Raw genomic sequence first — 25,572 nt, 5'->3', positions numbered from 1 at the left:
TCACGGGTGTCTGCGGCGCCCGGGGCGCGTGCGGTGGCACGGTCCGGGGGATCGCCGGGCGGCGGGTGGCCGCGACGCCGAAGTGTACGTTTCCGCCGCCCCGCCCGCCCGTACCGCCGGCGTGCCCGCACTGCCCGTACCACCGGCGTGCCCCGACCGCCCGCGCACCCGCACCGCCCGTACGCCCGTACCCCTACCGCCCGCGCGCCCGCACCGCCCGTACGCCCGCACCGTCCGTACGCCCGCCCCGTCGCCACCGCTGTCCGCGCGGCCTCACCCTCCGTACACCGGCTCCGACTCCCCCAGCGTGTCCGCGAGGTCGCGCGCGAGGCGGCGGCCCTCGTCCGGGGTGAGGGTGGCGACGGTGATCCGCACCCCCGGCGGCGAGGCGATCCGGAAGCGGGCGCCGGCCGCCGTCCACCAGCCCCGGGTGCGCAGGCCGTTGACGACGGCGGACTCGTCGGCGACCGGGACCCACACGCTGAGGCCGCTCATTCCGTGCGAGGCGATGCCGTGCCGCTCCAGCGCGGTGCGCAGGGCCTCACGGCGGGTGGTGTACTCCGTGGCGGCCCTGGCCACCAGCCGGCCCGCCCCGGGGTCGGCGAACAGGTCGGCCACCGTCGCCTGGAGGATGTGGCTGACCCAGCCGGAGGTCAGCAGCATCCGCCCGTCGTGGCGGGCCAGGGTCGCCCGGTCGCAGGCGAGGGCGGCCCAGCGCAGGTCGATCCCGAGGTGCTTGGAGACGGTACGCACCTGGGCCCAGCGGGGCAGGCCGCCGGAGGCGAGGGTCACCGCCCCGGCCCCGGCGATGTCGGCGTTGTGGTCGTCCTCCACGACCAGCACGTCGGGGAAGTCGCGCAGCACCGCCAGGAGCGCGTCCAGCCGCCCGGGGGTGAAGCGCCCGCCGAGCGGACTCTGCCCCCGGGGACTGCACACCAGGGCACGGGCCCCTCCTCGCAGGGCCGACCGCAGCGCCTCCGGCCGGATGCCCTCGTCGTCCACGAGGACCGGCAGCATGCGCAGCCCGAGGGCGGGGACCAGGTCGAGCAGGTGGTGGAAGCCGGGGTCCTCGACGGCGACGGCGTCGCCCGGCCTCAGCTCGGCGGACAGGAGCCGGGCGACGCAGTCCAGGGCCCCGTGGGCGAACGTCACCGATCCGGTGGGCACGCCGTCCCGGTCGAACCAGGCGCGGGCGGCGTCCTCCAGCGCGGCGAGCCGGGGCGAGGCGCGGTGCGAGCCGGGGAGGGGTTCCACCCGGGCGGGCGGGTGGAGCACGGGCAGGAAGGCGGGGTCGGGGTGCCCGCCGGCGAGGTCGCGCAGCCCCTCGGGCACCTTGGGGGGCCGCCGGGAGGTGACGGCGGGCGCGGCGGCGATCACGGTGCCGCCGCGCCCGAGGGTCTTCACCACCCCGCGCGCCCGCAGCTCCTTGTACGCCGCCGCGACCGTGCCGGGACTCACCCCCAGCTCCTCGGCCAGCCGGCGCACCGGAGGCAGCGAGGCGCCCGGCTGGAGGGTGCCGTCGGCGACCCGGCTTTCGACGGATGCGGAAATCTCCCTGGCGGTCCGCCCGGTCGTCACATATTGTTCTGCCACAGATTCAAGTTTGTACCGATACAAAAGAACTGTCAAGGGGGAACGATGCGCAGGACGTCCGGCCGCGCGGGGAGGGTGCCCGGCCGCGTCCCTCCCGTACGGCGCTTCGTCGTGCCGGGCGGCCGGGACGGCCGGCTGATGCTGGTGGTCGCGGTCGTCGACAAGATCGGCACCGGCCTGTGGGCAGGGGTGTCGACGCTCTACTTCATCCAGGTCGCCCATCTGTCGGTGGCTCAGATCGGCACCCTGGTGGGGGCGGCGGGCGCCTTCGGACTCGTCGGTCCGCCGCTCGCCGGGCGCCTGGCCGACCGCTTCCCGGTGACCCGTCTCCTGGTCGTGACCCAACTGGCGCGCGGGGCTGCCCTGCTGGCCCTGCTGACCACTCATGAGTTCCTGGCGCTGATGCTCTTCTCGGCCCTCGGCGCTCTGCCCGACCGCGCGTCGAGCGTGCTGACGAAGCTGTTCGCCGCCCGCGTGGCGGGGCCGCAGCGCGTCCGGTACCAGGCCGTCCAGCGCACGGCGGTCAACATCGGCTGGGCCGTCGGCGGGCTCGGGGCCGCGGGAGTGCTCGCGATCGGCACCACCGCCGCCTACCAGGCCCTGCTGCTCGCCGACGTCGCCTCGTACGCGGTGATCGCGGCCCTGACCCTCCGGTGCGCGGAACCCCCCTCCCCCAGCCGCGTGGTGGCCCGCCGGGCCGCCTCCCCCGAGGGTGCCGCGCGCCCGGGAACCGGGAAGGCGGGGAGGGCGGGCAAGGCGCGGAGGGCCGGCAAGGGGCCGTCCCCGTGGCGCGACCGCCGGTATCTGGCGTTCACCGGTACGGAGGTGTGGCTGTTCCTGGACGACAGTGTGTTCCAGGTCGGGTTCCCGCTCTGGATCGTCCACGCGACCACCGCCCCGGTGGGGCTGGTCCCTCTGCTCCTCGTCCTCAACAGCGTGCTGGTCGTCGCGCTCCAGGTGCCGCTCTCCCGCTTCGCCGGGACCTCCGCCGCCGCCCGCCGTCTGCTCCTGCCGCTGGCCGCCGCCTTCCTGACGGGTGGTGCGGCGCTCGCCGTCTCGGCGGCCGGCGGCCCCTGGTTCGCGACCTGCGCCCTCCTTCTCGCGGCCACCGCCTTCACCCTGGCGGAGATCCTGCACTCCCTCTCCTCCTGGGAACTCTCGGTCGCCCTCGCTCCCGGTGAGGCCCAGGGCGCCTACGTCGGCGTGCACGGCCTGGCCCAGTCGGCCCAGCGCAGCCTCGGCCCGGTGGTCGTCGGCGCGGCCGTCGGCGCGGGCCCGCTCGCCTGGCCGGTCCTGGGCGTGAGCCTGGCGGCCGCCTGCCTCTTCCAGCACCGCCTGGTCCGGCCGGCCGGACCGGAACCGGCGCCTCGGCCCTCCGCCGCCGGGCCCTCCGCCCCCGGGCCCTCCGCCGCCTCCGGACCGGCGGCGGAACGGGCCGGCTGAGGAAGACCGGCCGGGGAAGCGGACCGGGGGAAGCGGGCGGGGAGCGGCGGGCGGGCCCGCTCGTGCGGCCCGCGCACGGAAGCGGCGGCGCACTCCGGCGTGTGGAGGCCGGGGTACGCCGCCGTGGGGCGGTGCGGGACGGAGCGGCGGGCGGATGCGGGCGGGGGCCCCGCGTCGGCACGGCCGCTACTTCGGGTCGCCGTTGAACTTCGAGGTGGACCAGAAGTAGCCGAGTACGACGAGACCCAGGCACCAGGCGACGGCGAGCCATCCGTTGTGGCCGATCCCGCTGCCGAGCAGCAGCCCCCGGAGGGTCTCGATGGCGGGGGTGAACGGCTGGTACTCGGCGATGGGCCGGAACCAGCCGGGCATGGTGTCGACCGGGATGAAGGCGCTGGACAGCAGGGGCAGCAGGATCATAGGCGTCGCGTTGTTGCTGGCGGCCTCGGCGTTGGGGCTGACCAGGCCCATACCGACCGCGATCCAGGTGAGCGCCAGGGCGAAGAGCACGAGCAGTCCGAACGCGGCCAGCCACTCCAGGACGGTGGCGTCGGTGGACCGGAAGCCGATGGCCACGGCGACCGCGCCGACCAGGACCACGCTCAGGACCGACTGCAGGACGCTGCCGACGACGTGCCCGACGAGGACCGAACCGCGGTGGATCGCCATGGTGCGGAAGCGGGCGATGATGCCCTCGGTCATGTCGTTGGAGACGGATACCGCGGTCCCGATCACGGTGGAGCCGATGGTCATCAGGAGCAGGCCCGGGACGATGTACGCGATGTAGTCGGAGCGGCCCCCGCCGCCGCCGATGCCCGAGCCCATCACGTCGCCGAAGATGTAGACGAAGAGCAGCAGCAGCATGATCGGCGTGAGCAGCAGGTTCAGCGTGAGGGAGGGGTAGCGCCGGGCGTGCAGCAGGTTGCGGCGCAGCATCGTGGACGAGTCTCGCACGGCGAGGGAGAGGGAGCTCATCGGACGGTCTCCTTGGGCTGCCCGGCCTGGCCGGGGATGTCGGTGGTGTCGGTGAGGGCGAAGAAGACGTCGTCGAGGTCGGGGGTGTGCACGGTCAGTTCGTCCGCCTCGACGCCGGCGGAGTCCAGCAGGTCGAGGACGGAGCGCAGTTCGCGCTGGCTGCCGTCGCTGGGGATCCGCAGGGACAGCGCCTCCTCCGCGGGGTCGCCTCCGTCCGAGGGGAGCCGGGGCTCGGTGAGGACGACCTCGCGCAGCGCGGCGGCGGCGGACCGGTGGGCGGCCGGGTCGGTGAAGCGGAGCCGGATGTGGCCGCCGGGTACGAGCCGCTTCAGCTCGTCGGCGGTGCCCTGGGCGACGATCCTGCCGTTGTTGAGTACGGCGATGCGGTCGGCGAGCTGGTCGGCCTCCTCCAGGTACTGCGTGGTGAGGAAGACGGTGACACCGCCCGTGACCAGCTCGCGGATGATCTGCCACATGTTGTGCCGGGAGCGGGGGTCGAGGCCGGTGGTCGGTTCGTCGAGGAAGATGATCCGCGGGTCGCCCACCAGTGTCATGGCGATGTCCAGGCGGCGCTTCATACCGCCGGAGTAGGTGGAAGCGGGCTTCTTCGCGGCCTCCACCAGGTCGAACCGCTCCAGCAGTCCGGCCGCCACCCGCCGCCCCTCGCTCCGGGACAGGTGGTGCAGGTCCGCCATCAGCAGCATGTTCTCCTCGCCGGTGATCAGCCCGTCGACGGCGGAGAACTGCCCCGTGACGCCGATCGCGGCACGCACCGCCCGGGGGTCGGCGGCCGGGTCGTGCCCGCCGATCCGTATCGCACCGGCGTCGGCGGTGACGAGGGTGGAGAGGATCTTCACGACGGTGGTCTTGCCGGCGCCGTTCGGGCCGAGCAGGGAGAAGACCGTGCCGGTGGGGACGGCGAGGTCCACACCGTCGAGGACGGTCTTGTCCCCGTAGGACTTGCGCAGCCCGTTCGCCGCGATGGCCAGGTCGTTCATGGGAAAGCTCCTTCCGGTTTGGCGGGTCACAGGCTGCGGGCGGTGATGTCGCCGTAGGCGGTGGTCGCGTGGATGGTCAGGCCGGCGTCGGCGCCGCCGGTGTTCCTGAGGGTGTTGCGGACACGGCCGTGGCCGGTGCCGGCGTCCAGGGACGCGGACACCCCGCGGGCGGCGCAGACCGAGACGTCGCCCATCTCGGTGGCCAGCGTGAGGGTGCCGCCCATGGCCTCGTCGATGCGGATGCCGCCCTTCCGGGTGCTGATCCGGGCGGGGCCGCCCAGACGTCCGATCGTGATCTCGCCGGCCTGGGCGGTGAGATGGGCGCTCGCGGCCTCGTCCAGCTTGACGTCGCCCTGCGCGGCTTCGAAGGTGACGTCGCCGAGCCGTCCGACGCCCCGGAGTTCGGCGGCGGCCGCCTTCGCCTCGACCCGGGAGCCGGCGGGCAGCTGGACGGTCACCTCGACGGATCCGGTGGAGCCGAAGTACTGGTTCTTCGCCTCCGGGGCCGTGATCCGCAGGACCCCGCCCTCGTAGGCGATCCCGGTCCGCTCCGCCGCCTTCACGTCCCGGCTCTTCGAGGCGTCCGCGGGCAGGACCTCCACCGTGGTGTCGGCCCGGTCGGCGGCGATGAACCGGACGCGTCCGGCGGGGATGTCGAGGACGGTGGAGACGGGGGCGGGGGTGTCGAACTTCTGCATCGCGCCCTCCTTGGACTCGCTGTTTCCGATGAAGGAAAAGCTACGTTGCGTTTCCAGATCAGGCAACACGTTTATTGCAGTAAACTCTCATAATCGCAGCTCAGAGTTGCCCAATCGTTGCGATGACCCTAAAAGTAACGCAACGTCAGCCATGCCGTCCATTGCAATGAGCTGGAACTGAACGCTATACTCGACCCCGCAGGGCCACCGGGGCCCGGACCGCCAGGGGTCCGGGCCCGCCCTGGAGCGTGAAGGAGACCGCGATGCCGGGAGGCAGGCTCACCCAGCAGGAACGCCGGCAGATCGCGCTGGGACTGGCTGACGACCTCTCCTACGCCGAGATCGCCAGAGGCCTGGACCGCCCGACCTCGACGATCACGCGCGAGGTGATGCGCAACGGCGGCCCCGCCGGCTACCGCGCCGACCTCGCCCACCGCGCCACCGAACACCGCGCGCAACGCCGCAGGCAGTCCGCCCCCCGGGGGACGGGGGCGTCCCCGCAGCCCTACGGACGCGACGCCGAGGCGGTGCGCGCGTACGAGGAGCTGTTCACCACCGTCATGATGGAATCGGGCGTGCCGAAGATGATGTCCCGGGTGATGGCCTGTCTGACCCTGACCGACTCCGGCAGCCTCACCGCGTCCGAGCTCGCCCAGCGCCTCCAGGTCAGCCCGGCGTCCATCTCCAAGGCGGTCGCGTTCCTCGAAAGCCAGGGCATGGTCCGCCGGGAACAGGACGAACGCCGCCGTGAGCGTTATGTCGTCGACGACGACGTCTGGTACCGGTCGATGGTGGCGAGCGTCCGCACCACCCTCCAGGTCGCCGCGGTCGCACGCCAGGGTGTCGGCATCCTCCACTCCGGCACCCCGGCCGCCGAACGCCTGGAGAACATCGCCCGTTTCCTCGACTTCGTCTCCGAGAGCATCGCCCGTGCCGCGGAACAGGCCCGTGACATCCTCCGTGCGAAGCCCGTGACGGCCGCGGACGACACCGCCGGGCCGCGGCCCGGCCAGGGGTGACCGGCCCCGCGGCCGGGGTCCGTACGACGGGGGCCCTGGCGCGGACACCACGGTGTCGGGCAGGCTGGTCCGGCGATCATGGGAGGGCGGGCGCCACCGGGACCGCGACGGGACCGCGGGCCGGGTGCCCGTCCTGGATCAGGGGCACAGGCGCGGACGGCGCGGGCCCGCGAGGCTCTACGGGGGAGGACCGTTATGTGGCCGCTGGACCGGGTGGACCCGCTCCGGATAGGGCCGTACCGGCTGCTGGCACGGCTGGGCGAGGGCGGCATGGGGACGGTGTTCCTCGCGGAGGGCCGCAGGGGCGAGCGGGTCGCCCTGAAGTGCATCCGGCAGGGTTACGCCCATGAACCGGGGTTCCGCGCCCGTTTCGTACGGGAGATCGAGACCGCGGGCATGATCCGGGCCGAGGGTGTCGCCCGGGTCGTGGAGTCGGAACCGGGCGACGACGGGCAACAGCCCTGGGTGGCGACCGAGTTCGTGCCGGGGCTCTCCCTCCAGCAGCTGGTGGCCACGCAGGGGCCGCTGCCCACGCGCAGCGCGGGGGCGCTCGCCCTCGGGCTGGCCCGGTCCCTGGAGGCGGTCCACGCGGCGGGACTGGTGCACCGCGACATCAAGCCGTCGAACATCATGCTCACCGTCGAAGGCCCCCGGCTGATCGACTTCGGTGTGGCCCGGCTCGTCGACGCCTCGACCGGCGGGGGGCTGACCCGCACCGGCGCCTCCGTGGGTTCGCCGGGCTACATGTCGCCGGAACAGGTGCTCGGCCGTGCCCCCTCGTCGGCCGGTGACGTGTTCGGGCTGGGCGGTGTCCTGGTGTTCGCGACCACCGGTGAACTGCCCTTCCCCGTGGAGGACACCACCAACCAGCACGCGCTGATGTTCGCCGTGGTCCAGCAGGACCCGATGCTGGACCGGGTCCCCGCCGGGCTGCGCGACATGGTCGCGGCGTGCCTGGCCAAGGACCAGGCCGGCCGTCCGGACGCCGCCGCGCTGGCCGGACTCCTGGAGGAGTACGCCACCGCGCTGGACGGCGGCACCGGGGCGCGGGACCCCGAGCCCTGGCTGCCGGCGCGCGCACTCGCCGAGGTGGCCCGTATCTCCGGCCGTGCCGTCACCCAGGGCGAATGGCGGGTACGGGGCGCCGGGAGCGGGCGGAACGGGGACGGCGAGGGCGGCGGGGGTGACGAGGACCGCGTGACGGACGGTGAGCCCACCGGCGCACCCCCGGCGCGGCCCGCCGCCCCGGCTCCCGCCCCTCTCGCCCCGGCCGCCCCCTCCGCCTCCCCCACCCCTGGCATCCCGGCTCCTCCTGCCGCCCCCACCACCCCCGCCACCCCCGCCGCCTCGCCCGTCCCGGCCTCGCCGCCACCCCCGCCCGACGGCCTGTCCTACGTCCCGACGATCACCGCACCTCCGGGGCCCGCCACCCCGTCCTCACCCCGGCGGCCCCCGCACGCCCCCGGCCCCGCACCGGCCGCACCGCAGGCTCCGCACCCCGCTCCCCCGGCCGCACCGCAGGCTCCGCACCCCGCGCCCCCGGCAGCCGCCGCTCCGCCGCCCGCCGGGCCCGTACCGGCCGCACGCCCTCCCGCCGAGCCCGCCCCCGCCCGGCGCCCCCACTACGTACGGCGGGAGGAGAGCCCCGCCCCCGCCGCTTCCGCTCCCGCTTCCCCCACTCCCTCCCCTTCCGCTCCCGCCCCTTCCACCTCCTCCCGCAGCCACCCGGCCCTGCCGCCCTCGCCCTGGGCCGCACGGCAGAGCGAACTGCGCTCCCCGGAGAGTCTGGCCACCGCCCTGACCTGGCTCTACGGCTTCTACATCGCCTTCAAGTGCGTGGCCGTCGCGATGCACATCGGTTTCGGCAGCGACGTCTCCGGCTGGCGGGAAGCGGACTACGCGCTGTGGACCGACACCGAGGAACTGGTGGGCGACGCCGATCTGCTGGTCACCGCGGAAGCCCTCATCGGCCTCGCGGTGGGCATTCCCACGCTGGTGTGGTTCTGGCGGGTGCGCGGCAACGCGGAGGTCTTCGCCCCGGGCGAGCACCGGTACTCCCCCGGCATGGCGATCGGCAGCTGGTTCATCCCGGTGGCGAGCTGGATCATCCCGGGGAGGATCACCTTCGACATCTGGTACGCGTCGCTCCAGGACCGCTATCGGGGCAGGCCGGGCGAGCAGGGCTGGGGAACGGGCCTGTACTGGCCGGGGCGTACCCGGCTCGCCTGGTGGTGGGTGTCCACCATCGTCTTCAGCATCGCCGCCGCCGTCCTCGTCTTCCTCCCCGACGTGCTGGCGTCGGCCGTCCACTACCCGGAGTACATCGACTTCGGCCAGATGCTCACGGCCATCCGCTGGGCCGTCTTCCTGCACCTGCTCTGCATCCCGGGCGCGGTGCTGACCATCTCCGTCATCCGGCGGCTGACCGAACTCCAGGAGGCACGCGTCTACCGCCGTTGACCCCGGCCGCGGTGCCCCGGCCCCCGGCGCGCGCCCGGTGTGTCAGTGCCTCCTGGTTCAGTGGACCCCGTCGGCACGGCACCACCACGCGAGGGAGGGCCCATGGGCACGTGGGGAAGCGGGAACTTCGACAGTGACACGGCTGCGGACCACCTGTCGTCGGTCATCGACAGGCTCGTCACCGAGGTCACCGAGGTCATGGACGGCGACCCGGCCGGCATCGAGGCCGACGAGTACTGGGGGGTAGCCGTCCCCTGCCATCTGGAACTGCTGTACGTCCTCGCCCGGGCCGGTCACGACGCCGGCCGCCTGCCGCGCGCCGAGGTGATCGACGGGTGGAAGGGGCGCTTCATGGCCGTCTGGGACAGGAGCATCGACGATCTGGAGCCGTCACCGGCCTTCAAGGAGGCGCGGCGCTCGGTGCTGAACCGCACGTTCGACCAGCTGGCCGAAGCCGCTGCCGCCGCCGCCTCCTCGGGCGGGGAATGACCCGATCGCCGTCGACCCGTCAGGAACCGCCGGAGCCGCCGAAGTTCATGGTTACCGGCGGCGACGGCGTGGCGGGGAAGAGCAGAGCCATCCGCGCGACGCCCGGCACAGAACGCCTGCCGTGCGGCACCCCGGCCCCACCGGACGGGGCCAGGGCGGGTAGCGAAAGTGCTGGTCGTCGGCGTGGCACCGCCTGAAATGGCATGCGGTCTTCACTCGGTCGTGCTGGGATCAACCCCTATGAATGATTACTTTCCCAATGAAGCCGACTTGACGGACAGGATGGAGCGGAACCTGGCGGAACACGCCTGCCATCTGCACAGGGACATGTCCGGTGCGACTGTCGCGGAGAGCGGTGACCTCCTGGTCGCGGACAGCGGCCTGGACGACGACACGTTCAACATCGTCGCCGCGGCCCGCTTCACCGCCGACGATGCCGCGGCCCGCATCTCCGGGACCGTCAGGTCGCTGGCCGGCACCGGCCGCGGTTTCTCCTGGTGGGTGGGGCCTGCCTCGACACCGGCAGACCTCACCACCCGCCTGGCCACGGCCGGCCTGCCTGTGTCCGAGCGTGAGACGGCGATGTGGGCCGAGCTGGACGCCACCCTGCCGATTCCCTCTGTCCCGGGTCTGGACATCCGAACGGTGACCACGCCCGAGCAGCTCGCCGACTACGCCACGGTCCTCGCCGCGAACTGGAATCCACCCGCTGAAACCGTCCGTGACTTCTTCGCCCGGGCCGCTTCCCAGGCGCTGGCCGCCACCTGTCCGGCCCGGTACCTGGTCGGCTACGTGGAGAACCGTCCGGTCTGCTCTGCCGAGGTGTTCCACCACGCGGGAGTCGCCGGCATCTACAACATCTCCACCCTGGCCGCCCACCGCCGACGCGGCTACGGCGGAGCCATCACGCTCGCGGCCCTTCACGCTGCCCGCGAGCGAGACCACCACACCGCGGTCCTGCAGGCGTCTGCCGACGGCGAACCCGTGTACCGCCGCCTGGGGTTCCGCGCCTGCGGCCAGTTCATCGAACACGCCATCAACGCCTGAACCTCCACCACTCCACGGACGTCCGTCCGTCGCCCCTGATTGAGCTGGTCACCGCCATTCGCTGACGGCCGCTACGAGGACAGTGGCCTCGTGGCGGCCCGCGAGCTCGTCGTGTCCCGTGGCCACAACCCGATTCCTTGTCGAGGCGGTTGATGCCGCACTCGACGGCATGCCGGGCCTTGTGGTCCTCGGCGTTGAACCCGGCCGTCCGCCGAGGGAACCGGGCTTCTCGCGGTTCGCAGCTCAAGATCCGTCTCGATACCCGCCCCGGTGGGACCGGGCGGGGCCGGGCGGAAAAAATCCCCTGCCCGCGTTCCCCGGCCCTGCGAACATGGAAAACCGCCCCAGGAAAGAGGCCCGACCCGCCATGCCCCGCGCCGTCACGCTCATCCGTTCCTCCACCCTGTCCGACGTGGCCGATTACGCCTACGCCGCCACCGCCCCCGCCGACGCCCGGCTGATCTTCCTCGCCGGGGCGTGCCCGCTGAACGAGGACGGCACGACGGCGGCCGTCGGCGACTACGCCGGCCAGGCGGCCAAGGCCCTGGAGAACATGCGGACCGCGCTCGCCGACGCGGGCGCCGGTCTGGAGGACGTCATCAGCACCCGGGTCCTCGTCGCCACCACCCGCCAGGAGGACCTGGTGACCGCCTGGGACGTGGTCCGGGCCGGCTTCGGTGACCATGACGTGCCGAGCACCCTGATGGGAGTCACCGTCCTCGGGTACTACGACCAGCTCGTGGAGATCGAGGCCGTGGCGGCCGTACTCGACGCCTGACCGCCACACCGGCCCCCGGCGGCCCGCACAACCCCGGGCCGCCCTTCCCGCTCGGCCCCCGGTCCGCTCAGCCCTTTGGACCACCCAGCAGCGCGGCCAGGCGATCGCCCCGGATCTCCGCGATCCGGTGCACATCGCGCAGCGCCTCCGCCATGCGGGCGGTCACGAAACGGAGTTGGACCGGGGTGACGTCCAGGTCGTCCAGCATGTCCTCCGCGTGGCCCAGCAGATCGGCGGCCATCCCCAACTGCACGCTCTCGATGTTGTCCGCCATACGGGACACGGGACCGGTCCCGTCCCCGAGCACGAAGGCGGGTTTGCCGTCCGGGCCTGCCCAGGGGAGCAGCCGTGGGATTCCTGGTGTCTGGTCTTGCACGTCATCAGCTCCGTTGTGTGAGGGTGCGATCGAATCTGTCGCTCTGTAGCGATCTGTACACAGAGTGAGACCGGGAGAGCTAGGCTCGCCAGAGGTTTGCTGGTGACAGGCGATTCGTCGCACGGGAGCTGACGTTGAGTAACACCTATGGGGACTGGCTACGGGCACAGCGCGAAGCGGCGGGACTGACGCAGCAGCAGCTGGCCGACATGGCGATCATGACGCGCTCGCACATCTCGCACATCGAGGCGGGCCGCCGAATCCCCTCCCAGGAAGATGCCCGGCGGCTGGACATGGCCCTGAACACGGGGAACGTGTTGAGCAGCTTCCTGCCCGAGCAGAACGCGGCAGTCGCCGACTACTTCGAGGCAGCCAGGCAGCTCGAACAGCAAGCAACAGTGATCCGCGAGTTCGCCCTCTCCTTCGTGCCGGGGATTCTCCAGACCGAGAAGTACGCACGTGCCGTGCTGGGCATGGGGTTCCCTCCACTGGACCAAATCGAGCGTGACAAGGCTGTCGTCGCACGACTCGACCGATCCCAGATCCTCCGCAATCCGACGGCACCAGTGGTCTGGGCCCTTCTGGACGAGGCTGTCCTGCGACGTCCGATCGGGAATCCGCAACTCATGGCCGAACAGCTCAATCACATCGTGGAACTGGTAGAGAGCACACGCATCCGAGCACACATCATTCCGTTCTCACTCGGATATCACCCATTGCTTGAGAACATGCTGACTCTCATGTGGTTCGAAGATCAACCGCCGGTCGCATACAGCGAGGGCCTGCACATGGGCAAGTTGCATGACGCCCCGTCCGTGGTTGAGGCACTGCAAGGCCGCTACAATCTCGCCCTGAGCGACGCATTGCCACTGAAGGAATCGCTGGCACTGCTCAAGGCGACAGCGAAGGGCTTCGAAGAGCATGACTGAGCGCATCATTCCCAGCGCCTCTTCACTCAACGGCTGGCGCAAGTCGTCCTTCAGTAACAGTGAGTCCGGCAGCTGCGTAGAGGTCATCGACCACCACCCCACCGCCGTCCCCGTACGCGACTCCAAGGCCCCCCACGGCCCCGCGCTCCTCATCCCCGCCGCGAGCTGGACGTCATTCGTCATCGCCCTCAAGGACGGCCTCCTCACCCCCTGACGGCCCGTACCGCAGCTCCCCCAGCGCCTCCCAGGCCGCGTCCGTCTCGAACACCCGGGTGTGGGCGGGGTCGCCGGGTGTGAACAGCACGTAGTACGCGGTGAGCCAGGAAAGGCCGCCCCACCATTCGAGCCGATGGGCGCGGGCGAGTACGCGGATCCGGCTCGGGCAGGCGATCCATGGGACGACCAGGAGGCCGTCCAGCGCCTTCCCGCCCCCCACGGAGGCGCCCCGCAACGGCTCCATGTCCGCCGTCTCGATCAGCTCCAGCGGCGACGGCTCGCCCTCCGGGCCGCTCGCGATGCGCGTCAGGTCCGGGGCGAGTTCCTCCCGTACGCCCCAGACCTCGGCCAGCATCGCGAGTTCGGCGCGTGCTGTCTCGCCGATGGGCACGCACTGGTCGAACAGCCGGGAGACGAGCAGATGGATCCCCGCCTCCTGCTCGCCGATCTCCCGGCACTCCAGGACCGATTCGGTGTCCGCCGGCGGGAGGAGTCCCGCCAGTCTTCGCCACAGGTCGCCCTCGTCCACCATGCGCGCCGTCACCAGTCCCGGGGGGCTATCAGCTCTTCGTGATCGGCGTCCTCGAAGCCGTACGCGACCGCGACGGACCAGAAGTCCTCGCCTATCTCTTCGCGCGCGGTGGTCTCGATCTCGCTCCCGGCCGCCTCGAACTCGGCTTCCAGGTCGTTGAACTCCTCGGTCGCCGCGTGCGTGAGCGCGTACAGGGCGGCCAGGTCGGCGGGGCGGTCCGCCTCGATGCGTTCGCAGAGCCGGACCAGGATGTCCCGGCCCTTGTCCACGACGTGGTCCGGGAAGTACGCGTCCTCGTACAGCCCGTGCAGAAACGCGTGTTCCCTCATACGCGGGTTCGTGACGGTCACGACCCACCCCCTGTTCCGACTGCTCCGACCGGTGCTCCGTCTGTCCGGTCCGATCCTGCACCACGCCACTGACACCCGGTCCCGGCGCTCGGACACCCGGGTGCCCCGGTGCGCGGGGGCGCGACTTCTCTCATCACACGAACCCCGGGCGCCCCCCGTTCGGGCGCTGTCGGGGCGGCCGGGCGGGGTGCCACTCTGATGCCGATCACCGCAGAACAGGGCGGGCCCGGGTCCTCCGACCGCGCCCGGGTCCGCCCGCCAGAGGAAGGGTCCCGCCTTGAACCGCCTCACCGCACTGGCCGCCACCGCCCTCGCCCTGACCTTCGGACTGGGCTCCGGCCCCGCGACCGCCGCAGAGTCCGCGCCCGCCCCCGCGTACAGCTGCTCCGCCGGTTACTTCTGCATCTACAGCGACTGGAACGGCGGCGGTACCCGCTGTCAGTGGTCCCAGGACCGGAAGGCGAACACCGCCGACGACTGCTCCTTCATCCAGCGCGGCCAGAACGTCCGGTCCGTGTGGAACTCCGCCGGTCACCGTGTGCAGTACTACACCGGCACCAACTACAACTCCCGGGTCGGTTCGACGCCGAACGGCAACGGCGGCAACCTCCAGGGCAACTACCAGATCCGCTCCTTCCAGCCCCAGTAGGGGCCGGAGCGACAGAGCGTGCGGCACGGCTCCGGCGGGGGTGTCCCACGCCGGAGCCGTGCTTCGGGCATGCCCCGGGCGGGGCTCCCGGAACGCTTTTCAGGCCTTCGGCTGGGTGAAACGGATCCGGTTGCCGAAGGGGTCGCGCAGACCGCAGTCCGTGCCGTACGGACGCTCGGTGGGCTCCTCGGTGAACTCCACCCCCTTGTCCAGCAGGGTTTCGTAGGTCTTACGGCAGTCGTCCGTGGTGAAGATGAGCCAGCCGCCCATGGCCCCCTTGGTCACCAGCTCGCGCACCTGCTCGGCTGTCTCCTCGGACATCGCCGGCGCACCGGGCTTCTCCAGAAGGATCTGCCGTTCGGGGTGGCCGGGGACGCTGACGGTCAGCCAGCGCATGAACCCCATGTCGATGTCCGCGACGACCTCCAGCCCCAGCTTTCCGACGTAGAACTCGTGGGCCTGGTCCTGGTCGAGGACGTATATCTGCGACTGCGTGATGGCGTTGAACATGGCGTTCACGCTACCGAGCGGCCGCGGCGAAAACTTATCCAGAAGTGCTCGGTCTCCGGGGCGGCCCCTCCCCCGCGCGTCCCCGCGGCACGGTCAGCCGCCCGGCCGGGTCCAGGCCATCGTGAAGCACGTCGGCACACCGACGGCCACGGCTTCCTTGCGGTAGGTCCGAGGCGGCCGGCCGGTGATGTCGCGGAACGTGCGGCTGAAGGTGCCGGGGCTGGTGTAGCCGACCTCGAAGCCGATGTCCGTGATACTGCGGCTCGTCTCGCGCAGCAGGAACATCGCCCGTTCCACCCGGCGTCGTTGCAGGTAACGGTGAGGGGTCTCCCCGAACGTGCTCCGGAAGGTCCGGATGAAATGTGCCGGTGAGACATGTGCGATACGGGCCAGCGCGGGGATGTCCAGCGGCTGCGCGTAGTCACGGTCCATCGCGTCCCGCGCCCGGAGCATTCGGCGGTTGGTCTCTTCTGCGGCGCGGCTCACAGCCCCATCCCATCATGGGCGTGCCCGGAGCCGGGCCCCCTGTGCGGTGGCGCGGCCCGGCAGGCGGCCCTGCCGGGCCGCGCCGCACCTCGCCTCCGTGTTCCTGGCGTCCTCCAGCTCCCGGCAGGTCAGAAACCCCCGGCCTTCGAGGACCTTCGACATGCCCCGGCTGCTGAGGAAGTCCAGGAAGTTCCCCGCGAGCCCGGTCGCCCCCTGCCGGGTGTAGAGGACTTCCCTGGCCCAGAAGTCGTAGTCGCCGTTGAGGACGTTCTCCCCGGTGGGGGTGTTGCTGTCGATCGGCACGCTCCGCACGTTGGGGAAGAACGGCAGCGCGTCGGCCTCCGCGTACCCGATGGCGCCCGGCGTCCGGTTGACGTAGCGGAGCAGTTCCATCGTGGAGGTCACGGAGCAGACCCCCGTCGAGCCGGTCCCGCAGGGTGCGGTCCTCCTGGGGCTCTTCGCGCCCAGCACCCTCTTCTCGAAGGCGTTGCGGGTGCCCGATCCGTCGGCGCGGACCACCGCCACGGACGGATGGGCGGGGCGCCCGCCGTCCTGGCCGAGGCCGCCCCCGGTGAACACCCGCCGGAGCCGGTCGTGGCTCAGGCCCTCGTCCCAGACCTCTTCGCCCAGGTCGTCCTCCAGGGCCCGGTGGGCGACCACCGCGTAGACGATGACACCGGCGTGGTGGGCGTCGAGGCCCTCTTCCGGTTCCTGGCCGGGCACGGTGTCCACCATCGCGATCCGCGCTCCGGTCGGGTACCGGCGCAGCCGGTCCACCCCTTCGCCGCTGTTGGTCGCCTCCAGCACCACGGTGGCGTCGGGGCACCGCTCCTCGTACCTCTCCTTGACCTGGTGGGCGACGGGTGAGAAGGCGGTGGAGCCGGCGAGGGTGAGCGTGCCCTGGGAGCAGGTGGCGTCCAGCCTGAGGCTCCTGGCGTTGGCGTACATGCCCGCGCCCAGGCTCGTCGCGGCGACGAGTGCCACGGCGACGGCGGTCGCCCAGCGGCGTCTGGCCCGCCCCGCCGTCCGCTTGATGCGGCCGCCCTTCAGCGTCCCGCCCGAAGTGATCTTGAGGGGTTTCGGCGAGTTCCCCGTTCCGTCGTCCTCCAGCAGCACCAGGAGCCGGAAGTACTCGCGCCGGTTGAGGGTGAACAGGGGCAGGACGATCGTGTCGGAGGGGCCTCTCCCGGCGGCCTGCGGGCCGTGGCCGCCTCCGGGGGCGTCGGACACGAGCCTCGGGCGCTGGGCCGGGCGCAGGGCCGCCTCCAGGGGCTCGTTGGCGTCCCGGACCTTGAAGTGGACGACCTTCTTGCCGGTGAAGGTGAAGACGAGAGGCGTCGCGAAGTGTTCCGGTTCGAGGGTCTGCACCCCGGAGTTGCGCACCTCCAGGATGATCAGGCTGCCCTCGCTGATCTGCCGGCCTTCCCAGTGGATCTGCCACATGCCGTGCGGGGGACGGCTGTTGATGTGCTTGTTGATCGGACCGTTGTAGACCTCGCTCCAGCTGATGCGCCGCCATCCCTGGTAGCGGTTCAGCCAGGACGCCGCGAACCCGGAGGAGACGACGGCCGTCAGGGTGGCCGCCCACATCTGCCCGTCGCTCAGCCCGCCGAAGAAATCGGCGATCGTCTCGAACATCTCATGTCCCCCTGGATGAGCGCCGGTTCGGACCGGCCGGCGCCCGAGGGGGCGGCCGGTCCCGAGGGCAACAGATGTTCGGGCAGGCAGGCTTCGGGGACATGAGGGCCGGCTGTGGGGCGCGTGAACACGGCACGAACGCGGCGTCGGCCGCAGAGTGGTCCGGGAGGCCGCCCCGGCCGCTTCCGTACGCGTACGGACCGGAGCTTTCCGTGGCACGCGTCCGCGCCCTCCCCCGGGGAGGGGGCACGTGCGGGTCCCGGGCGCGGGAGTGCTCGGCATCACCCTGGACAGCCGCGATGACCGCCGGGTAACTTCTGAGGTGGCCTGAGCAAGCGCTTAGCCCATTCCGACCGAAGCTGTAGCTGAAGCTGACACAGGAGGCACCCCGTGCGCCGTACGGTTTACAACGAGGACCACGAGGCGTTCCGGGAGACCCTGCGCGCCTTCATCGAGGCCGAGGTCGTCCCCGTCTACGACGAGTGGTTCGCGGCGGGCCAGGCGCCCCGCGACTTCTACTACAAGCTCGCCGAGCTGGGCATCTTCGGCATCGAGGTGCCGGAGGAGTACGGCGGCGCCGGCGAGGAGTCCTTCAAGTACGAGGCCGTCATCTACGAGGAGACCGCCCGCGCGGGTGTGTCCTTCGGCGGTTCCGGCGTACACGTCCTGCTCTGCCTGCCCTACCTCAAGGCGTACGCCACCGAGGAGCAGAAGAAGCGCTGGCTGCCGGACTTCGTCACCGGGAAGACGATGTACGCGATAGCCATGACCGAGCCGGGCACCGGTTCGGACCTGGCGGGCATGAAGACGACCGCCAAGCTCTCCGAGGACGGCACGCACTACGTCCTCAACGGCGCCAAGACCTTCATCACCGGCGGTGTGCACGCCGACCGGGTCATCGTCTGCGCCCGCACCGACGCCCCCAAGGCCGACGACCGCCGCCACGGCATCTCGCTCTTCGTCGTCGACACCAAGTCCGAGGGCTACTCGGTCGGCCGCAAGCTGGACAAGATGGGCCTGAAGGTCTCCGACACCGCCGAACTGGCCTTCGTGGACGTCAAGGTGCCCGTCGGCGACCTGCTCGGCGAGGAGAACAAGGGCTTCTCCTACCTCGGCCAGAACCTCCCGCAGGAACGTCTCGGCATCGCCGTCGGCGCGTACGCGCAGGCCGCCGCCGCCGTGCGGTTCGCCCAGCAGTACACGCAGGACCGCACGGTCTTCGGCAAGACCGTCGCCTCGTTCCAGAACACCAAGTTCGAGCTGGCCGCCTGCAAGGCCGAGGTCGACGCGGCCGAGGCCGTCTGCGACCGTGCGATCGAGGCCCTGGACGCCGGCGAGCTCACCCCCGCCGAGGCCGCCTCCGCGAAGCTGTTCTGCACCGAGGTCGCGCACCGCGTGATCGACCGCTGCCTCCAGCTGCACGGCGGCTACGGCTACATGAACGAGTACCCGATCGCCCGCCTCTACGCGGACAACCGCGTCAACCGCATCTACGGCGGCACCAGCGAGGTCATGAAGTCGATCATCGCCAAGTCCATGGGCCTGTAGAGGGAATACCTTCTCTCCATGAGCGCAGCACTTGAATCCCTGCTCGATCTGCTCGACCTGGAGCAGATCGAGCAGGACATCTTCCGGGGTCTGAGCCGCAGCGCGGTGGTGCCCCGCGTCTTCGGCGGCCAGGTCGCGGCCCAGGCCCTGGTCGCCGCGGGCCGCACCGTGCCCGAGGACCGCCCGGCGCACTCGCTGCACGCGTACTTCCTGCGGCCCGGGGACCCGGGGGCGCCGATCGTCTACAGCGTGGACCGGATCCGCGACGGCCGGTCGTTCACCACCCGCCGGGTCGTCGCCGTCCAGCACGGCAAACCGGTCTTCCACCTCTCGGCCTCCTTCCAGGTCCGCGAGGAGGGGATGGACCACCAGGCCCCCATGCCGGCCTCCGTGGACCCCGAGACCCTGCCGACGTCCGCCGAGATGCTCGCCCGGTACGGGGACCGCTTCGCCGGTCCGGACATGGTGGACCGGCTGTTGGAGGCGCGTGCGGCGGTGGACCTGCGCTATGTGGACGCCCCGCCGTTCGCCACCGCGGGCGAGCCGCGCGAACCGCGCTCCCAGGTGTGGTTCCGTACGCACGGCAAGCTGGCCGACGACCCGCTGCTGCACGTGTGCATGGCGACGTACGTCTCGGACATGACGCTGCTCGACTCGGCGCTGCTGGCCCACGGCCGCGGCGGCTGGTCGGTCGGTGACGTGGTGGGCGCCAGCCTGGACCACGCGATGTGGTTCCACCGCCCCTTCCGGGCGGACGAGTGGCTGCTGTACGACCAGGAGTCGCCCTCGGCGTCCGGCGGCCGCGGTCTCGGCCAGGCCAGGATCTACACGGCGGACGGACAGCTCGCCATCACGGTCATCCAGGAGGGCCTGGTCCGCGTCCCGAGGGACTGAAAGCGACACATCGGACATACTCCCCACCATGAGTGACGAGCGGAACCATGGTGGGGAGCCCGCACGGCCCGGCGGACAGCCCGGCGCCCCGCTCCCCGACGGACCTGACGCCCCGCGCCACGACGAACCTGACGCCCCGCCCCCGCCCGGGCCCGGTGGGCAGACCCGGCCCGGACCCGGCGCACCGGCCCCGGACGGCTCCGGCGCGCCGTCCGGGGGGAGCCCCGGCGGGGAGTCCGCGTTCACGGTGGTCGTCGCGGCGGCGGCCAACCTCGGGATCGCCCTGGCGAAGCTGGTCGCGGGGCTGATCAGCGGTTCCAGCGCGATGCTGTCGGAGGCGGCGCACTCGGTGGCCGACACCGTCACCGAGGTCATGCTGCTCACCGCGCTCCGGCGCGGCGCCCGGCCCGCCGACGAGGAACACCCCCTCGGCCACGGCGCGGAGCGCTACATCTGGGCGATGCTCGCCTCCGTCGCCACCTTCGTCGGCGGCTCGGTCTTCTCCCTCTACGACGGCATCCACACCCTGGTCGCCGGGGAGGAACTCGGCGATCCGCTCGTCTCCTACCTGGTCCTGGCCGTGGCCTTCCTGCTGGAGGGCTTCTCGCTGCGCACCGGCCTGCGGCAGGTGCGCGGCACGGCACGACTGCTCGGCATGCCGGCCCCGCGCTATCTGCGGCGCACCCCGGACACCGCCGTCAAGGCCGTGGTCATGGAGGACTCGGCGGCGCTGATCGGGCTGCTGCTGGCCGCCGGAGGGCTGCTCGGCGGCCAGCTGACCGGTTCCGGGGCGTGGGACGGCGTCGCCTCCGTCCTGATCGGCCTGCTGCTGGCGTACGTGGCCTGGGTGCTGGGCCGGTCCAACGCCCAGCTGCTGATCGGCCGCCCGCTGCCCGCGGAGGTACGGGCGGGGGTCCGCGAGGAGCTGCTCTCCGTCCCGCACATCGTGGACGTGCTGGAGCTGACCACCCTCATCCAGGGACCGCGCGAGATGCTCGTCGCCGCGAAGATCGACTTCCGGGACCTGGCCAGCGCCGAGCAGGTGGAGTGGGCCTGCGAGGAGGCGGAGGCGCAGCTGCGGGAGCGGTATCCCACGATCCGGCGGGTCTATCTGGACCCGACCCCGGGCCGGGTGCAGAGGCGGCGGTCGGCGGAGACGGGAGCGGACTGAACGGGGCGTCTCCCCAAGCGGCTCCATGTGATCGTACGAGCGGTGCCAGGTCGCTGTGCGGGACATGGGCGCGGGGTGGAGTCGGCCCCGGCGGCCAGGGGTAGGACCCGGGCACCCGGTACGCCACGACGCACCCAGGAGACCGCCCATGACCCGGCCGTCCGACCCGCTCGTGCTCGACCCCGCCGCGACCGACGCGGCCGCGGAGAACCGCCTGCTGCTCGCCCGGGGGCCCGCGACCCGGATCGACATCCTCGGTGTGCCCGCCTGGTCGGTGTCGGACCCGGTGCTGCTCAAGGAGCTGCTCACCAGCCCCGACGTCTCCAAGGACGGGCGCAGGCACTGGCCCGGGTTCGACGAGGCGGTGCGGACGTGGCCCCTGGCCCTCTGGATCGCCGCCACCAACATGTTCACCGCGTACGGCGGCGACCACCGCCGGCTCCGGCGCATCATCGCCCCCGCGTTCAGCGCCCGGCGGATGGCCGCGCTGCGGCCGGTCGTCGAGGACATCACGGTCCGGCTCGCCGACGCACTGGAGAGCACACCGGCCGGGACGGACACGGATCTGCGCGAACGGTTCGCCGTCCCCCTGCCCATCGCCGTCATCGGCCGTCTCGTGGGCGTACCCGAACCCCGCTGGGAGGAGTTCCGCGCGCTGGTCGACGGCGTCTTCGACACCACGCTCTCACCCGGCGAGGCCGCCGCGAACACCCAGGCGCTGTACGGCCTGCTGGACGCCCTCATCGCCGTGAAACGCGCGGAGCCCGGTGACGACCTGGCGTCCGCCCTGATCGAGACGCGCGACGAGGACGGCGGGGCGGCCCTGGGCGAGAGGGAACTGCGGGACACCCTGATGCTGATGATCAACGCCGGTTACGAGACCACCGTCAACCTGATCGACCAGGCCGTGACCACCCTGCTGACCCGTCCCGGGCAGCTCGCCCACGTCAGGGCGGGACGGGCCACCTGGTCCGACGTGGTGGAGGAGACGCTGCGCCACGAACCGCCCGTCAAACACCTCCCGATGCGTTTCGCCGTCCGCGACATCCCCCTGCCCGACGGGCGGGTGATCCTGAAGGGAGAGGGCATCCTCGCCTCGTACGCCGCCGCCAACCGCCACCCCGGCTGGCACGGGAACCCGGACGAGTTCGACGTCACCCGCGTCACCAAGGACCATCTGGCCTTCGGCCACGGCATCCACTTCTGCCTCGGCGCGGCACTGGCCCGGCTGGAGGGCGAGACCGCGCTGCGCGTCCTGTTCGAGCGGTTCCCCGGCATGCGGGCGGCCGTCGCCCCGGCGGAACTGCGGCCGCTGCCCTCGCTGATCAGCAACGGGCACCGGACGCTCCCGGTGCGGCTGCGGCCGTGACCGAGCCGCCGGAACCGGTCGCCCGCATGCGGGAACCGGCGCGGCGTTACACCCGGTCCACCCCGCCGTCCGGGTCCGCCGCGCCCTCCGGGTCCGCCGCGTCCCCGGGCGGCAGCAGTCCGGCCGCGTCCAGCAGGTAGTCCGTCATCGGGTCGTAGAACCGCGGGTCGGTGACGTGGTCGTCCAGCGGCACGGTGACCTGGAGGGTGCCCTCGGCCTCCCCGATGAACAGCGCCGGGTCGTTGCAGTCGGCGTAACCGACGGAGTCCAGGCCGCGCTGCCCGGCGCACCCGGCCCAGCCGTGGTCGGCCACCACCAGGTCGGGCAGCGGCCTGCCCTCGCGCTCCAGGCCGTCCAGGATCGCCGCCATCGGCGCCGGGGAGTGGGTGTGCCACAGACTCGCCCCGCGCTCCAGGACGGCCACGTCGGCGAACTGGAAGACCATGCACTCGTCGGCCACCAGGCCCCCGGGGATGGTCACGATCTCGCAGCCGGCCCGTCCGAGCGCCTCGGCCGTCCTGCGGTGCACGTCCAGCAGCCCGCCCGGGTGGCCGGTGGCGAACAGCACCCGCTCCCTGCCCAGGGCCGCCTTCCGCAGCCGGGCGGCCATCCGCTCCAGGGCGTCGACCGTGAGTTCGGGGTCGATGGTGTCCTGGCCCCGCCGGTGCTCCGGATCGTCGTTGACACCGCATCTCTCGGCCATCACGGCCAGGACGTCCTGCTCGTCCCGCCACCGGTCGCCGAGTTCGAGTCCCAGCCAGTAGTGGCGGTCGCCGTTGGCGAGCCTGCGGTAGTGATCGAGATTGTTGTCGCGGGGCGTGGCGACGTCACCCGCGATGCGCGTGCGGACGAGGTGCTCGACGAGGGCGGCGCGGCTGGGTATCGGCATGCACCCATTGTGCCGTCGGAGACACGCCGTGCGCCTGGTCTCCGCAGGACGGATGGTCACGTCCCGGTGCGGCCGGGCGGCGGAGGCCGGGCGCGGCGGGCGTCCGGTGTCAGCCCGTCGGGCCGCCGGCCGCCTCGAAGGCGCCCCGGGCCAGGCGGTGCAGCAGGGCCGCGGTGGCCTCCCGGCCGGGGAGCGCCTCGGGGCGCGCCAGGTGGGGCGTGGAGTTCAGCAGGCCGAACACCGCGTGCACGGTGACCCTCGCCTCGTCCTCCGCGAGGGAGGGGTACAGGGCCCGGACCGCGTCGACCCAGACCTCGACGTACTGGCGCTGGAGCCGCCGTACCCGTTTGCGGTCGGTGTCGCGCAGCCGGTCCAGCTCGCGGTCGTGGAGGGTGATCAGGGGACGGTCGTCGAGGGCGAAGTCGATGTGGCCCGCGATGAGCGCGTCCAGGAGCGCCTCGGGAGAGCCGCCGGGCGAGGCGGCGTCCTCGCTGACCCGCAGCCTGCCGCCGTCGAGGAGGCGCTCACTGATGCCGACGAGCAGCTCGGCGAGCATCGCGTCCTTGCCGGGGAAGTGCCGGTACAGGCCGGGGCCGCTGATACCGACGGCGGCTCCTATCTCGTCGACCCCGACCCCGTGGAAGCCGCGCTCCGCGAAGAGGCGGGCGGCCTCCTTCAGGATCTGCTCCCGGCGGGTCGGCGCCGCGACGCGGGAGATGGCGCGGGCGGCGGAGCGGTCGGAGGCGTGGGTGCTCATGAGGATTCATTCTAGACAGTGGCGTTAGCGCTCGTTAACCTGAGAGAAGCGGGTTAACGCTCATTAACCTCGCTCAGGAACACTGCGCGCACGCTCAACGACTACCGCGGTACGGGCAAGGGGGCTCGACACGATGCAGCAGGCACCGGTCCTGGCGAGCGCGGCCGATCCCGCCTCGGAGGCCTGGCAGGCCAACGAGGCGGCGCATCGGGCGCTCGCCGAGGAGCTGCGGACGCGGCTCGCCACGGCACGGCTCGGCGGGGGTGAGAAGGCCCGGGCCCGGCATGTGGCACGCGGCAAGCTGCTGCCCCGGGAGCGGGTGGACGCCCTGCTCGACGCGGGCTCGCCCTTCCTGGAGCTGGCCCCGCTGGCCGCCGAGGGACTGTACGGCGGAGCCGCTCCGGCGGCCGGGGTGATCGCGGGCATCGGGCGGGTCAGCGGCCGTGAGTGCGTGGTCGTCGCCAACGACGCCACGGTCAAGGGCGGCACCTACTACCCGATGACGGTGAAGAAGCACCTCCGGGCCCAGGAGGTGGCCCTGGAGAACCGCCTCCCCTGCCTGTATCTGGTCGACTCGGGCGGCGCGTTCCTGCCGATGCAGGACGAGGTGTTCCCCGACCGCGAGCACTTCGGGCGGATCTTCTACAACCAGGCCCGGATGTCCGGCGCCGGCATCCCGCAGATCGCCGCCGTCATGGGGTCGTGCACGGCCGGTGGCGCCTACGTGCCCGCGATGAGCGACGAGGCGGTCATCGTCCGCGGCCAGGGGACGATCTTCCTCGGCGGTCCGCCGCTGGTGAAGGCGGCCACGGGGGAGGTCGTCACCGCCGAGGAGCTGGGCGGCGGCGAGGTGCACTCGCGGACGTCGGGGGTCACCGACCACCTCGCCGAGGACGACGCCCACGCGCTGCGGATCGTCCGGAACATCGTGGCGACGCTCCCCGCCCGCGGCCCCCTCCCCTGGTCCGTGGAGGCCGTGGAGGAGCCGAAGGCCGACCCCGCCGGCCTCTACGGCGCGGTGCCGGTCGACTCGCGCACGCCCTACGACGTCCGAGAGGTCATCGCCCGGGTGACCGACGGTTCGCGCTTCCAGGAGTTCAAGGCGGAATACGGCCAGACCCTGGTCACCGGCTTCGCCCGGATCCACGGCCACCCGGTCGGCATCGTCGCCAACAACGGCATCCTGTTCTCCGAATCGGCGCAGAAGGGTGCGCACTTCATCGAGCTGTGCGACCAGCGCGGCATTCCGCTGGTGTTCCTCCAGAACATCTCCGGCTTCATGGTCGGCCGCGACTACGAGGCCGGGGGCATCGCCAAGCACGGCGCCAAGATGGTGACGGCCGTGGCCTGCACCAGGGTCCCGAAGCTCACGGTCGTGGTCGGCGGCTCCTACGGCGCGGGCAACTACTCCATGTGCGGGCGCGCCTATTCGCCGCGCTTCCTGTGGATGTGGCCCAACGCCAAGATCTCCGTCATGGGCGGTGAGCAGGCCGCCTCCGTCCTGGCCACGGTCAAGCGGGACCAGATCGAGGGGCGTGGCGGGGAGTGGCCCGCCGAGGAGGAGGAAGCCTTCAAGGCCCCCGTCCGCGCCCAGTACGAAGAGCAGGGCAGCGCCTACTACGCCACCGCGCGGCTCTGGGACGACGGCGTGATCGACCCGGCGGAGACCCGCCAGGTGCTGGGCCTCGCCCTGACGGCCTGTGCCAACGCCCCGCTGGGAGACCCCCAGTTCGGCGTCTTCCGGATGTGAGGTGAGGA

The 25,572-nt window shown here is 72.1% G+C and carries 26 protein-coding genes; 14 read left to right on the top strand and 12 right to left on the bottom strand.

Annotated features, from left to right (window positions below; translation table 11 throughout):
• Positions 1 to 273 precede the first annotated feature (273 nt).
• Positions 274 to 1,593, bottom strand: a complete 1,320-nt coding sequence (locus CP967_RS22340; RefSeq protein WP_150489672.1) for an aminotransferase class I/II-fold pyridoxal phosphate-dependent enzyme — start codon at positions 1,591 to 1,593, stop codon at positions 274 to 276.
• Between the two features lie 45 nt (positions 1,594 to 1,638).
• Between CP967_RS22340 and CP967_RS22335 the strand changes: the two genes are divergently transcribed.
• Positions 1,639 to 3,036, top strand: coding sequence for an MFS transporter (locus tag CP967_RS22335; RefSeq protein WP_280116537.1), 1,398 nt, complete (start codon positions 1,639 to 1,641; stop codon positions 3,034 to 3,036).
• A 186-nt stretch (positions 3,037 to 3,222) separates the two neighbouring features.
• On the opposite strand, the gene CP967_RS22330 is transcribed toward CP967_RS22335, so the two are convergent.
• Genes CP967_RS22330 through CP967_RS22320 form a run of 3 tightly spaced genes read right to left on the bottom strand, consistent with a single transcriptional unit; the run spans position 3,223 to position 5,707 of the window.
• Positions 3,223 to 4,011: an ABC transporter permease gene (locus tag CP967_RS22330; RefSeq protein ID WP_150489671.1), complete on the bottom strand. Its 789-nt coding sequence runs from the start codon at positions 4,009 to 4,011 to the stop codon at positions 3,223 to 3,225.
• Positions 4,008 to 5,009 (bottom strand): ABC transporter ATP-binding protein, encoded by a 1,002-nt coding sequence (locus CP967_RS22325; RefSeq protein ID WP_150489670.1) that lies wholly within the window; start codon positions 5,007 to 5,009, stop codon positions 4,008 to 4,010. Before CP967_RS22325 ends, CP967_RS22330 begins: the two co-directional genes overlap by 4 nt.
• A gap of 26 nt (positions 5,010 to 5,035) precedes the next feature.
• Positions 5,036 to 5,707 (bottom strand): DUF4097 family beta strand repeat-containing protein, encoded by a 672-nt coding sequence (locus tag CP967_RS22320; RefSeq protein ID WP_150489669.1) that lies wholly within the window; start codon positions 5,705 to 5,707, stop codon positions 5,036 to 5,038.
• A gap of 263 nt (positions 5,708 to 5,970) precedes the next feature.
• Between CP967_RS22320 and CP967_RS22315 the strand changes: the two genes are divergently transcribed.
• The 5 genes from CP967_RS22315 (at position 5,971) to CP967_RS22280 (ending at position 11,500) form a co-directional block, all read left to right on the top strand.
• Positions 5,971 to 6,726: a GbsR/MarR family transcriptional regulator gene (locus CP967_RS22315; protein ID WP_150489668.1), complete on the top strand. Its 756-nt coding sequence runs from the start codon at positions 5,971 to 5,973 to the stop codon at positions 6,724 to 6,726.
• Positions 6,727 to 6,921: 195 nt separating this feature from the next.
• Positions 6,922 to 9,186, top strand: coding sequence for a protein kinase domain-containing protein (locus tag CP967_RS35145; RefSeq protein ID WP_190175069.1), 2,265 nt, complete (start codon positions 6,922 to 6,924; stop codon positions 9,184 to 9,186).
• Positions 9,187 to 9,288: 102 nt separating this feature from the next.
• On the top strand, positions 9,289 to 9,675 hold the full coding sequence (locus CP967_RS22295) for a DUF4259 domain-containing protein (protein ID WP_150489667.1): 387 nt from the start codon (positions 9,289 to 9,291) through the stop codon (positions 9,673 to 9,675).
• 282 nt (positions 9,676 to 9,957) lie between these two features.
• The gene (locus tag CP967_RS22290) at positions 9,958 to 10,722 is read left to right on the top strand and encodes a GNAT family N-acetyltransferase (RefSeq protein ID WP_150491987.1); all 765 of its coding nucleotides are present in this window, start codon (positions 9,958 to 9,960) and stop codon (positions 10,720 to 10,722) included.
• A 367-nt stretch (positions 10,723 to 11,089) separates the two neighbouring features.
• Entirely contained in the window at positions 11,090 to 11,500 is a 411-nt protein-coding gene (locus CP967_RS22280; RefSeq protein WP_150489666.1) for a RidA family protein, read from the top strand.
• 67 nt (positions 11,501 to 11,567) lie between these two features.
• On the opposite strand, the gene CP967_RS22275 is transcribed toward CP967_RS22280, so the two are convergent.
• Positions 11,568 to 11,876 carry a hypothetical protein gene (locus CP967_RS22275; RefSeq protein ID WP_150489665.1) on the bottom strand — a complete coding sequence of 103 codons (309 nt, stop codon included), beginning with the start codon at positions 11,874 to 11,876 and terminating at the stop codon, positions 11,568 to 11,570.
• Between the two features lie 134 nt (positions 11,877 to 12,010).
• Here CP967_RS22275 and CP967_RS22270 point away from each other — a divergent pair, with 134 nt between their 5' ends.
• Positions 12,011 to 12,805, top strand: coding sequence for a helix-turn-helix domain-containing protein (locus CP967_RS22270; protein ID WP_150489664.1), 795 nt, complete (start codon positions 12,011 to 12,013; stop codon positions 12,803 to 12,805).
• Entirely contained in the window at positions 12,798 to 13,019 is a 222-nt protein-coding gene (locus CP967_RS22265) for a DUF397 domain-containing protein (RefSeq protein ID WP_150489663.1), read from the top strand. Before CP967_RS22270 ends, CP967_RS22265 begins: the two co-directional genes overlap by 8 nt.
• Here CP967_RS22265 and CP967_RS22260 read toward each other — a convergent pair.
• Together CP967_RS22260 and CP967_RS22255 are read right to left on the bottom strand one after the other, a co-directional pair.
• On the bottom strand, positions 12,978 to 13,553 hold the full coding sequence (locus CP967_RS22260) for a hypothetical protein (protein ID WP_150489662.1): 576 nt from the start codon (positions 13,551 to 13,553) through the stop codon (positions 12,978 to 12,980). The two genes, CP967_RS22265 and CP967_RS22260, sit on opposite strands and share 42 nt — an antisense overlap.
• Positions 13,554 to 13,561: 8 nt before the next feature.
• Positions 13,562 to 13,882: a DUF5713 family protein gene (locus tag CP967_RS22255; protein WP_425281759.1), complete on the bottom strand. Its 321-nt coding sequence runs from the start codon at positions 13,880 to 13,882 to the stop codon at positions 13,562 to 13,564.
• A gap of 298 nt (positions 13,883 to 14,180) precedes the next feature.
• Between CP967_RS22255 and CP967_RS22250 the strand changes: the two genes are divergently transcribed.
• The gene (locus CP967_RS22250; protein WP_150489660.1) at positions 14,181 to 14,552 is read left to right on the top strand and encodes a peptidase inhibitor family I36 protein; all 372 of its coding nucleotides are present in this window, start codon (positions 14,181 to 14,183) and stop codon (positions 14,550 to 14,552) included.
• Between the two features lie 99 nt (positions 14,553 to 14,651).
• On the opposite strand, the gene CP967_RS22245 is transcribed toward CP967_RS22250, so the two are convergent.
• The 3 genes from CP967_RS22245 to CP967_RS22235 all read right to left on the bottom strand — a co-directional run bounded on the left by CP967_RS22245 (position 14,652) and on the right by CP967_RS22235 (position 17,186).
• Positions 14,652 to 15,062, bottom strand: a complete 411-nt coding sequence (locus tag CP967_RS22245) for a VOC family protein (RefSeq protein ID WP_150489659.1) — start codon at positions 15,060 to 15,062, stop codon at positions 14,652 to 14,654.
• A 93-nt stretch (positions 15,063 to 15,155) separates the two neighbouring features.
• Entirely contained in the window at positions 15,156 to 15,548 is a 393-nt protein-coding gene (locus CP967_RS22240; protein WP_190175070.1) for a helix-turn-helix domain-containing protein, read from the bottom strand.
• 12 nt (positions 15,549 to 15,560) lie between these two features.
• Positions 15,561 to 17,186, bottom strand: a complete 1,626-nt coding sequence (locus CP967_RS22235; RefSeq protein ID WP_167535417.1) for a substrate-binding domain-containing protein — start codon at positions 17,184 to 17,186, stop codon at positions 15,561 to 15,563.
• Between the two features lie 390 nt (positions 17,187 to 17,576).
• Between CP967_RS22235 and CP967_RS22230 the strand changes: the two genes are divergently transcribed.
• The 4 genes from CP967_RS22230 to CP967_RS22215 all read left to right on the top strand — a co-directional run bounded on the left by CP967_RS22230 (position 17,577) and on the right by CP967_RS22215 (position 22,168).
• Positions 17,577 to 18,734, top strand: coding sequence for an acyl-CoA dehydrogenase family protein (locus CP967_RS22230; protein ID WP_150489657.1), 1,158 nt, complete (start codon positions 17,577 to 17,579; stop codon positions 18,732 to 18,734).
• An 18-nt stretch (positions 18,735 to 18,752) separates the two neighbouring features.
• Positions 18,753 to 19,628 (top strand): acyl-CoA thioesterase, encoded by an 876-nt coding sequence (locus CP967_RS22225; protein ID WP_150489656.1) that lies wholly within the window; start codon positions 18,753 to 18,755, stop codon positions 19,626 to 19,628.
• A gap of 28 nt (positions 19,629 to 19,656) precedes the next feature.
• Positions 19,657 to 20,799 carry a cation diffusion facilitator family transporter gene (locus CP967_RS22220; protein WP_229888355.1) on the top strand — a complete coding sequence of 381 codons (1,143 nt, stop codon included), beginning with the start codon at positions 19,657 to 19,659 and terminating at the stop codon, positions 20,797 to 20,799.
• A 148-nt stretch (positions 20,800 to 20,947) separates the two neighbouring features.
• Positions 20,948 to 22,168, top strand: coding sequence for a cytochrome P450 family protein (locus CP967_RS22215; RefSeq protein ID WP_150489655.1), 1,221 nt, complete (start codon positions 20,948 to 20,950; stop codon positions 22,166 to 22,168).
• Between the two features lie 46 nt (positions 22,169 to 22,214).
• On the opposite strand, the gene CP967_RS22210 is transcribed toward CP967_RS22215, so the two are convergent.
• Together CP967_RS22210 and CP967_RS22205 are read right to left on the bottom strand one after the other, a co-directional pair.
• On the bottom strand, positions 22,215 to 23,057 hold the full coding sequence (locus CP967_RS22210; RefSeq protein ID WP_150489654.1) for a phosphatase: 843 nt from the start codon (positions 23,055 to 23,057) through the stop codon (positions 22,215 to 22,217).
• A gap of 109 nt (positions 23,058 to 23,166) precedes the next feature.
• A complete protein-coding gene (locus tag CP967_RS22205) occupies positions 23,167 to 23,814 on the bottom strand; it encodes an SACE_7040 family transcriptional regulator (protein WP_150489653.1) in 648 nt (215 codons plus the stop codon).
• Between the two features lie 133 nt (positions 23,815 to 23,947).
• On the opposite strand from CP967_RS22205, the gene CP967_RS22200 reads away from it, so the two are divergent.
• On the top strand, positions 23,948 to 25,564 hold the full coding sequence (locus CP967_RS22200; RefSeq protein WP_150489652.1) for a carboxyl transferase domain-containing protein: 1,617 nt from the start codon (positions 23,948 to 23,950) through the stop codon (positions 25,562 to 25,564).
• Positions 25,565 to 25,572: the final 8 nt, after the last annotated feature.

Origin of the sequence: Streptomyces nitrosporeus (assembly GCF_008704555.1) — a bacterium.
Classification (GTDB): domain Bacteria; phylum Actinomycetota; class Actinomycetes; order Streptomycetales; family Streptomycetaceae; genus Streptomyces; species Streptomyces nitrosporeus.
Note: the sequence above shows the minus strand (reverse complement) of the source record. Positions and strands in the feature narration are given on the sequence as shown.

What these genes read in the sequence shown, in the direction of transcription:
- CP967_RS22315 (WP_150489668.1), top strand. Translation starts at nt 5,971, where the DNA reads ATGCCGGGAGGCAGGCTCACCCAGCAGGAACGCCGGCAGATCGCGCTG.
- CP967_RS22260 (WP_150489662.1), bottom strand. Translation starts at nt 13,553, where the DNA reads ATGGTGGACGAGGGCGACCTGTGGCGAAGACTGGCGGGACTCCTCCCG.
- CP967_RS22215 (WP_150489655.1), top strand. Translation starts at nt 20,948, where the DNA reads ATGACCCGGCCGTCCGACCCGCTCGTGCTCGACCCCGCCGCGACCGAC.
- CP967_RS22265 (WP_150489663.1), top strand. Translation starts at nt 12,798, where the DNA reads ATGACTGAGCGCATCATTCCCAGCGCCTCTTCACTCAACGGCTGGCGC.
- CP967_RS22210 (WP_150489654.1), bottom strand. Translation starts at nt 23,057, where the DNA reads ATGCCGATACCCAGCCGCGCCGCCCTCGTCGAGCACCTCGTCCGCACG.
- CP967_RS35145 (WP_190175069.1), top strand. Translation starts at nt 6,922, where the DNA reads ATGTGGCCGCTGGACCGGGTGGACCCGCTCCGGATAGGGCCGTACCGG.
- CP967_RS22325 (WP_150489670.1), bottom strand. Translation starts at nt 5,009, where the DNA reads ATGAACGACCTGGCCATCGCGGCGAACGGGCTGCGCAAGTCCTACGGG.
- CP967_RS22295 (WP_150489667.1), top strand. Translation starts at nt 9,289, where the DNA reads ATGGGCACGTGGGGAAGCGGGAACTTCGACAGTGACACGGCTGCGGAC.
- CP967_RS22200 (WP_150489652.1), top strand. Translation starts at nt 23,948, where the DNA reads ATGCAGCAGGCACCGGTCCTGGCGAGCGCGGCCGATCCCGCCTCGGAG.
- CP967_RS22335 (WP_280116537.1), top strand. Translation starts at nt 1,639, where the DNA reads ATGCGCAGGACGTCCGGCCGCGCGGGGAGGGTGCCCGGCCGCGTCCCT.
- CP967_RS22245 (WP_150489659.1), bottom strand. Translation starts at nt 15,062, where the DNA reads ATGTTCAACGCCATCACGCAGTCGCAGATATACGTCCTCGACCAGGAC.
- CP967_RS22220 (WP_229888355.1), top strand. Translation starts at nt 19,657, where the DNA reads ATGAGTGACGAGCGGAACCATGGTGGGGAGCCCGCACGGCCCGGCGGA.
- CP967_RS22255 (WP_425281759.1), bottom strand. Translation starts at nt 13,882, where the DNA reads ATGAGGGAACACGCGTTTCTGCACGGGCTGTACGAGGACGCGTACTTC.
- CP967_RS22225 (WP_150489656.1), top strand. Translation starts at nt 18,753, where the DNA reads ATGAGCGCAGCACTTGAATCCCTGCTCGATCTGCTCGACCTGGAGCAG.
- CP967_RS22280 (WP_150489666.1), top strand. Translation starts at nt 11,090, where the DNA reads ATGCCCCGCGCCGTCACGCTCATCCGTTCCTCCACCCTGTCCGACGTG.
- CP967_RS22320 (WP_150489669.1), bottom strand. Translation starts at nt 5,707, where the DNA reads ATGCAGAAGTTCGACACCCCCGCCCCCGTCTCCACCGTCCTCGACATC.
- CP967_RS22290 (WP_150491987.1), top strand. Translation starts at nt 9,958, where the DNA reads ATGGAGCGGAACCTGGCGGAACACGCCTGCCATCTGCACAGGGACATG.
- CP967_RS22330 (WP_150489671.1), bottom strand. Translation starts at nt 4,011, where the DNA reads ATGAGCTCCCTCTCCCTCGCCGTGCGAGACTCGTCCACGATGCTGCGC.
- CP967_RS22235 (WP_167535417.1), bottom strand. Translation starts at nt 17,186, where the DNA reads ATGTTCGAGACGATCGCCGATTTCTTCGGCGGGCTGAGCGACGGGCAG.
- CP967_RS22205 (WP_150489653.1), bottom strand. Translation starts at nt 23,814, where the DNA reads ATGAGCACCCACGCCTCCGACCGCTCCGCCGCCCGCGCCATCTCCCGC.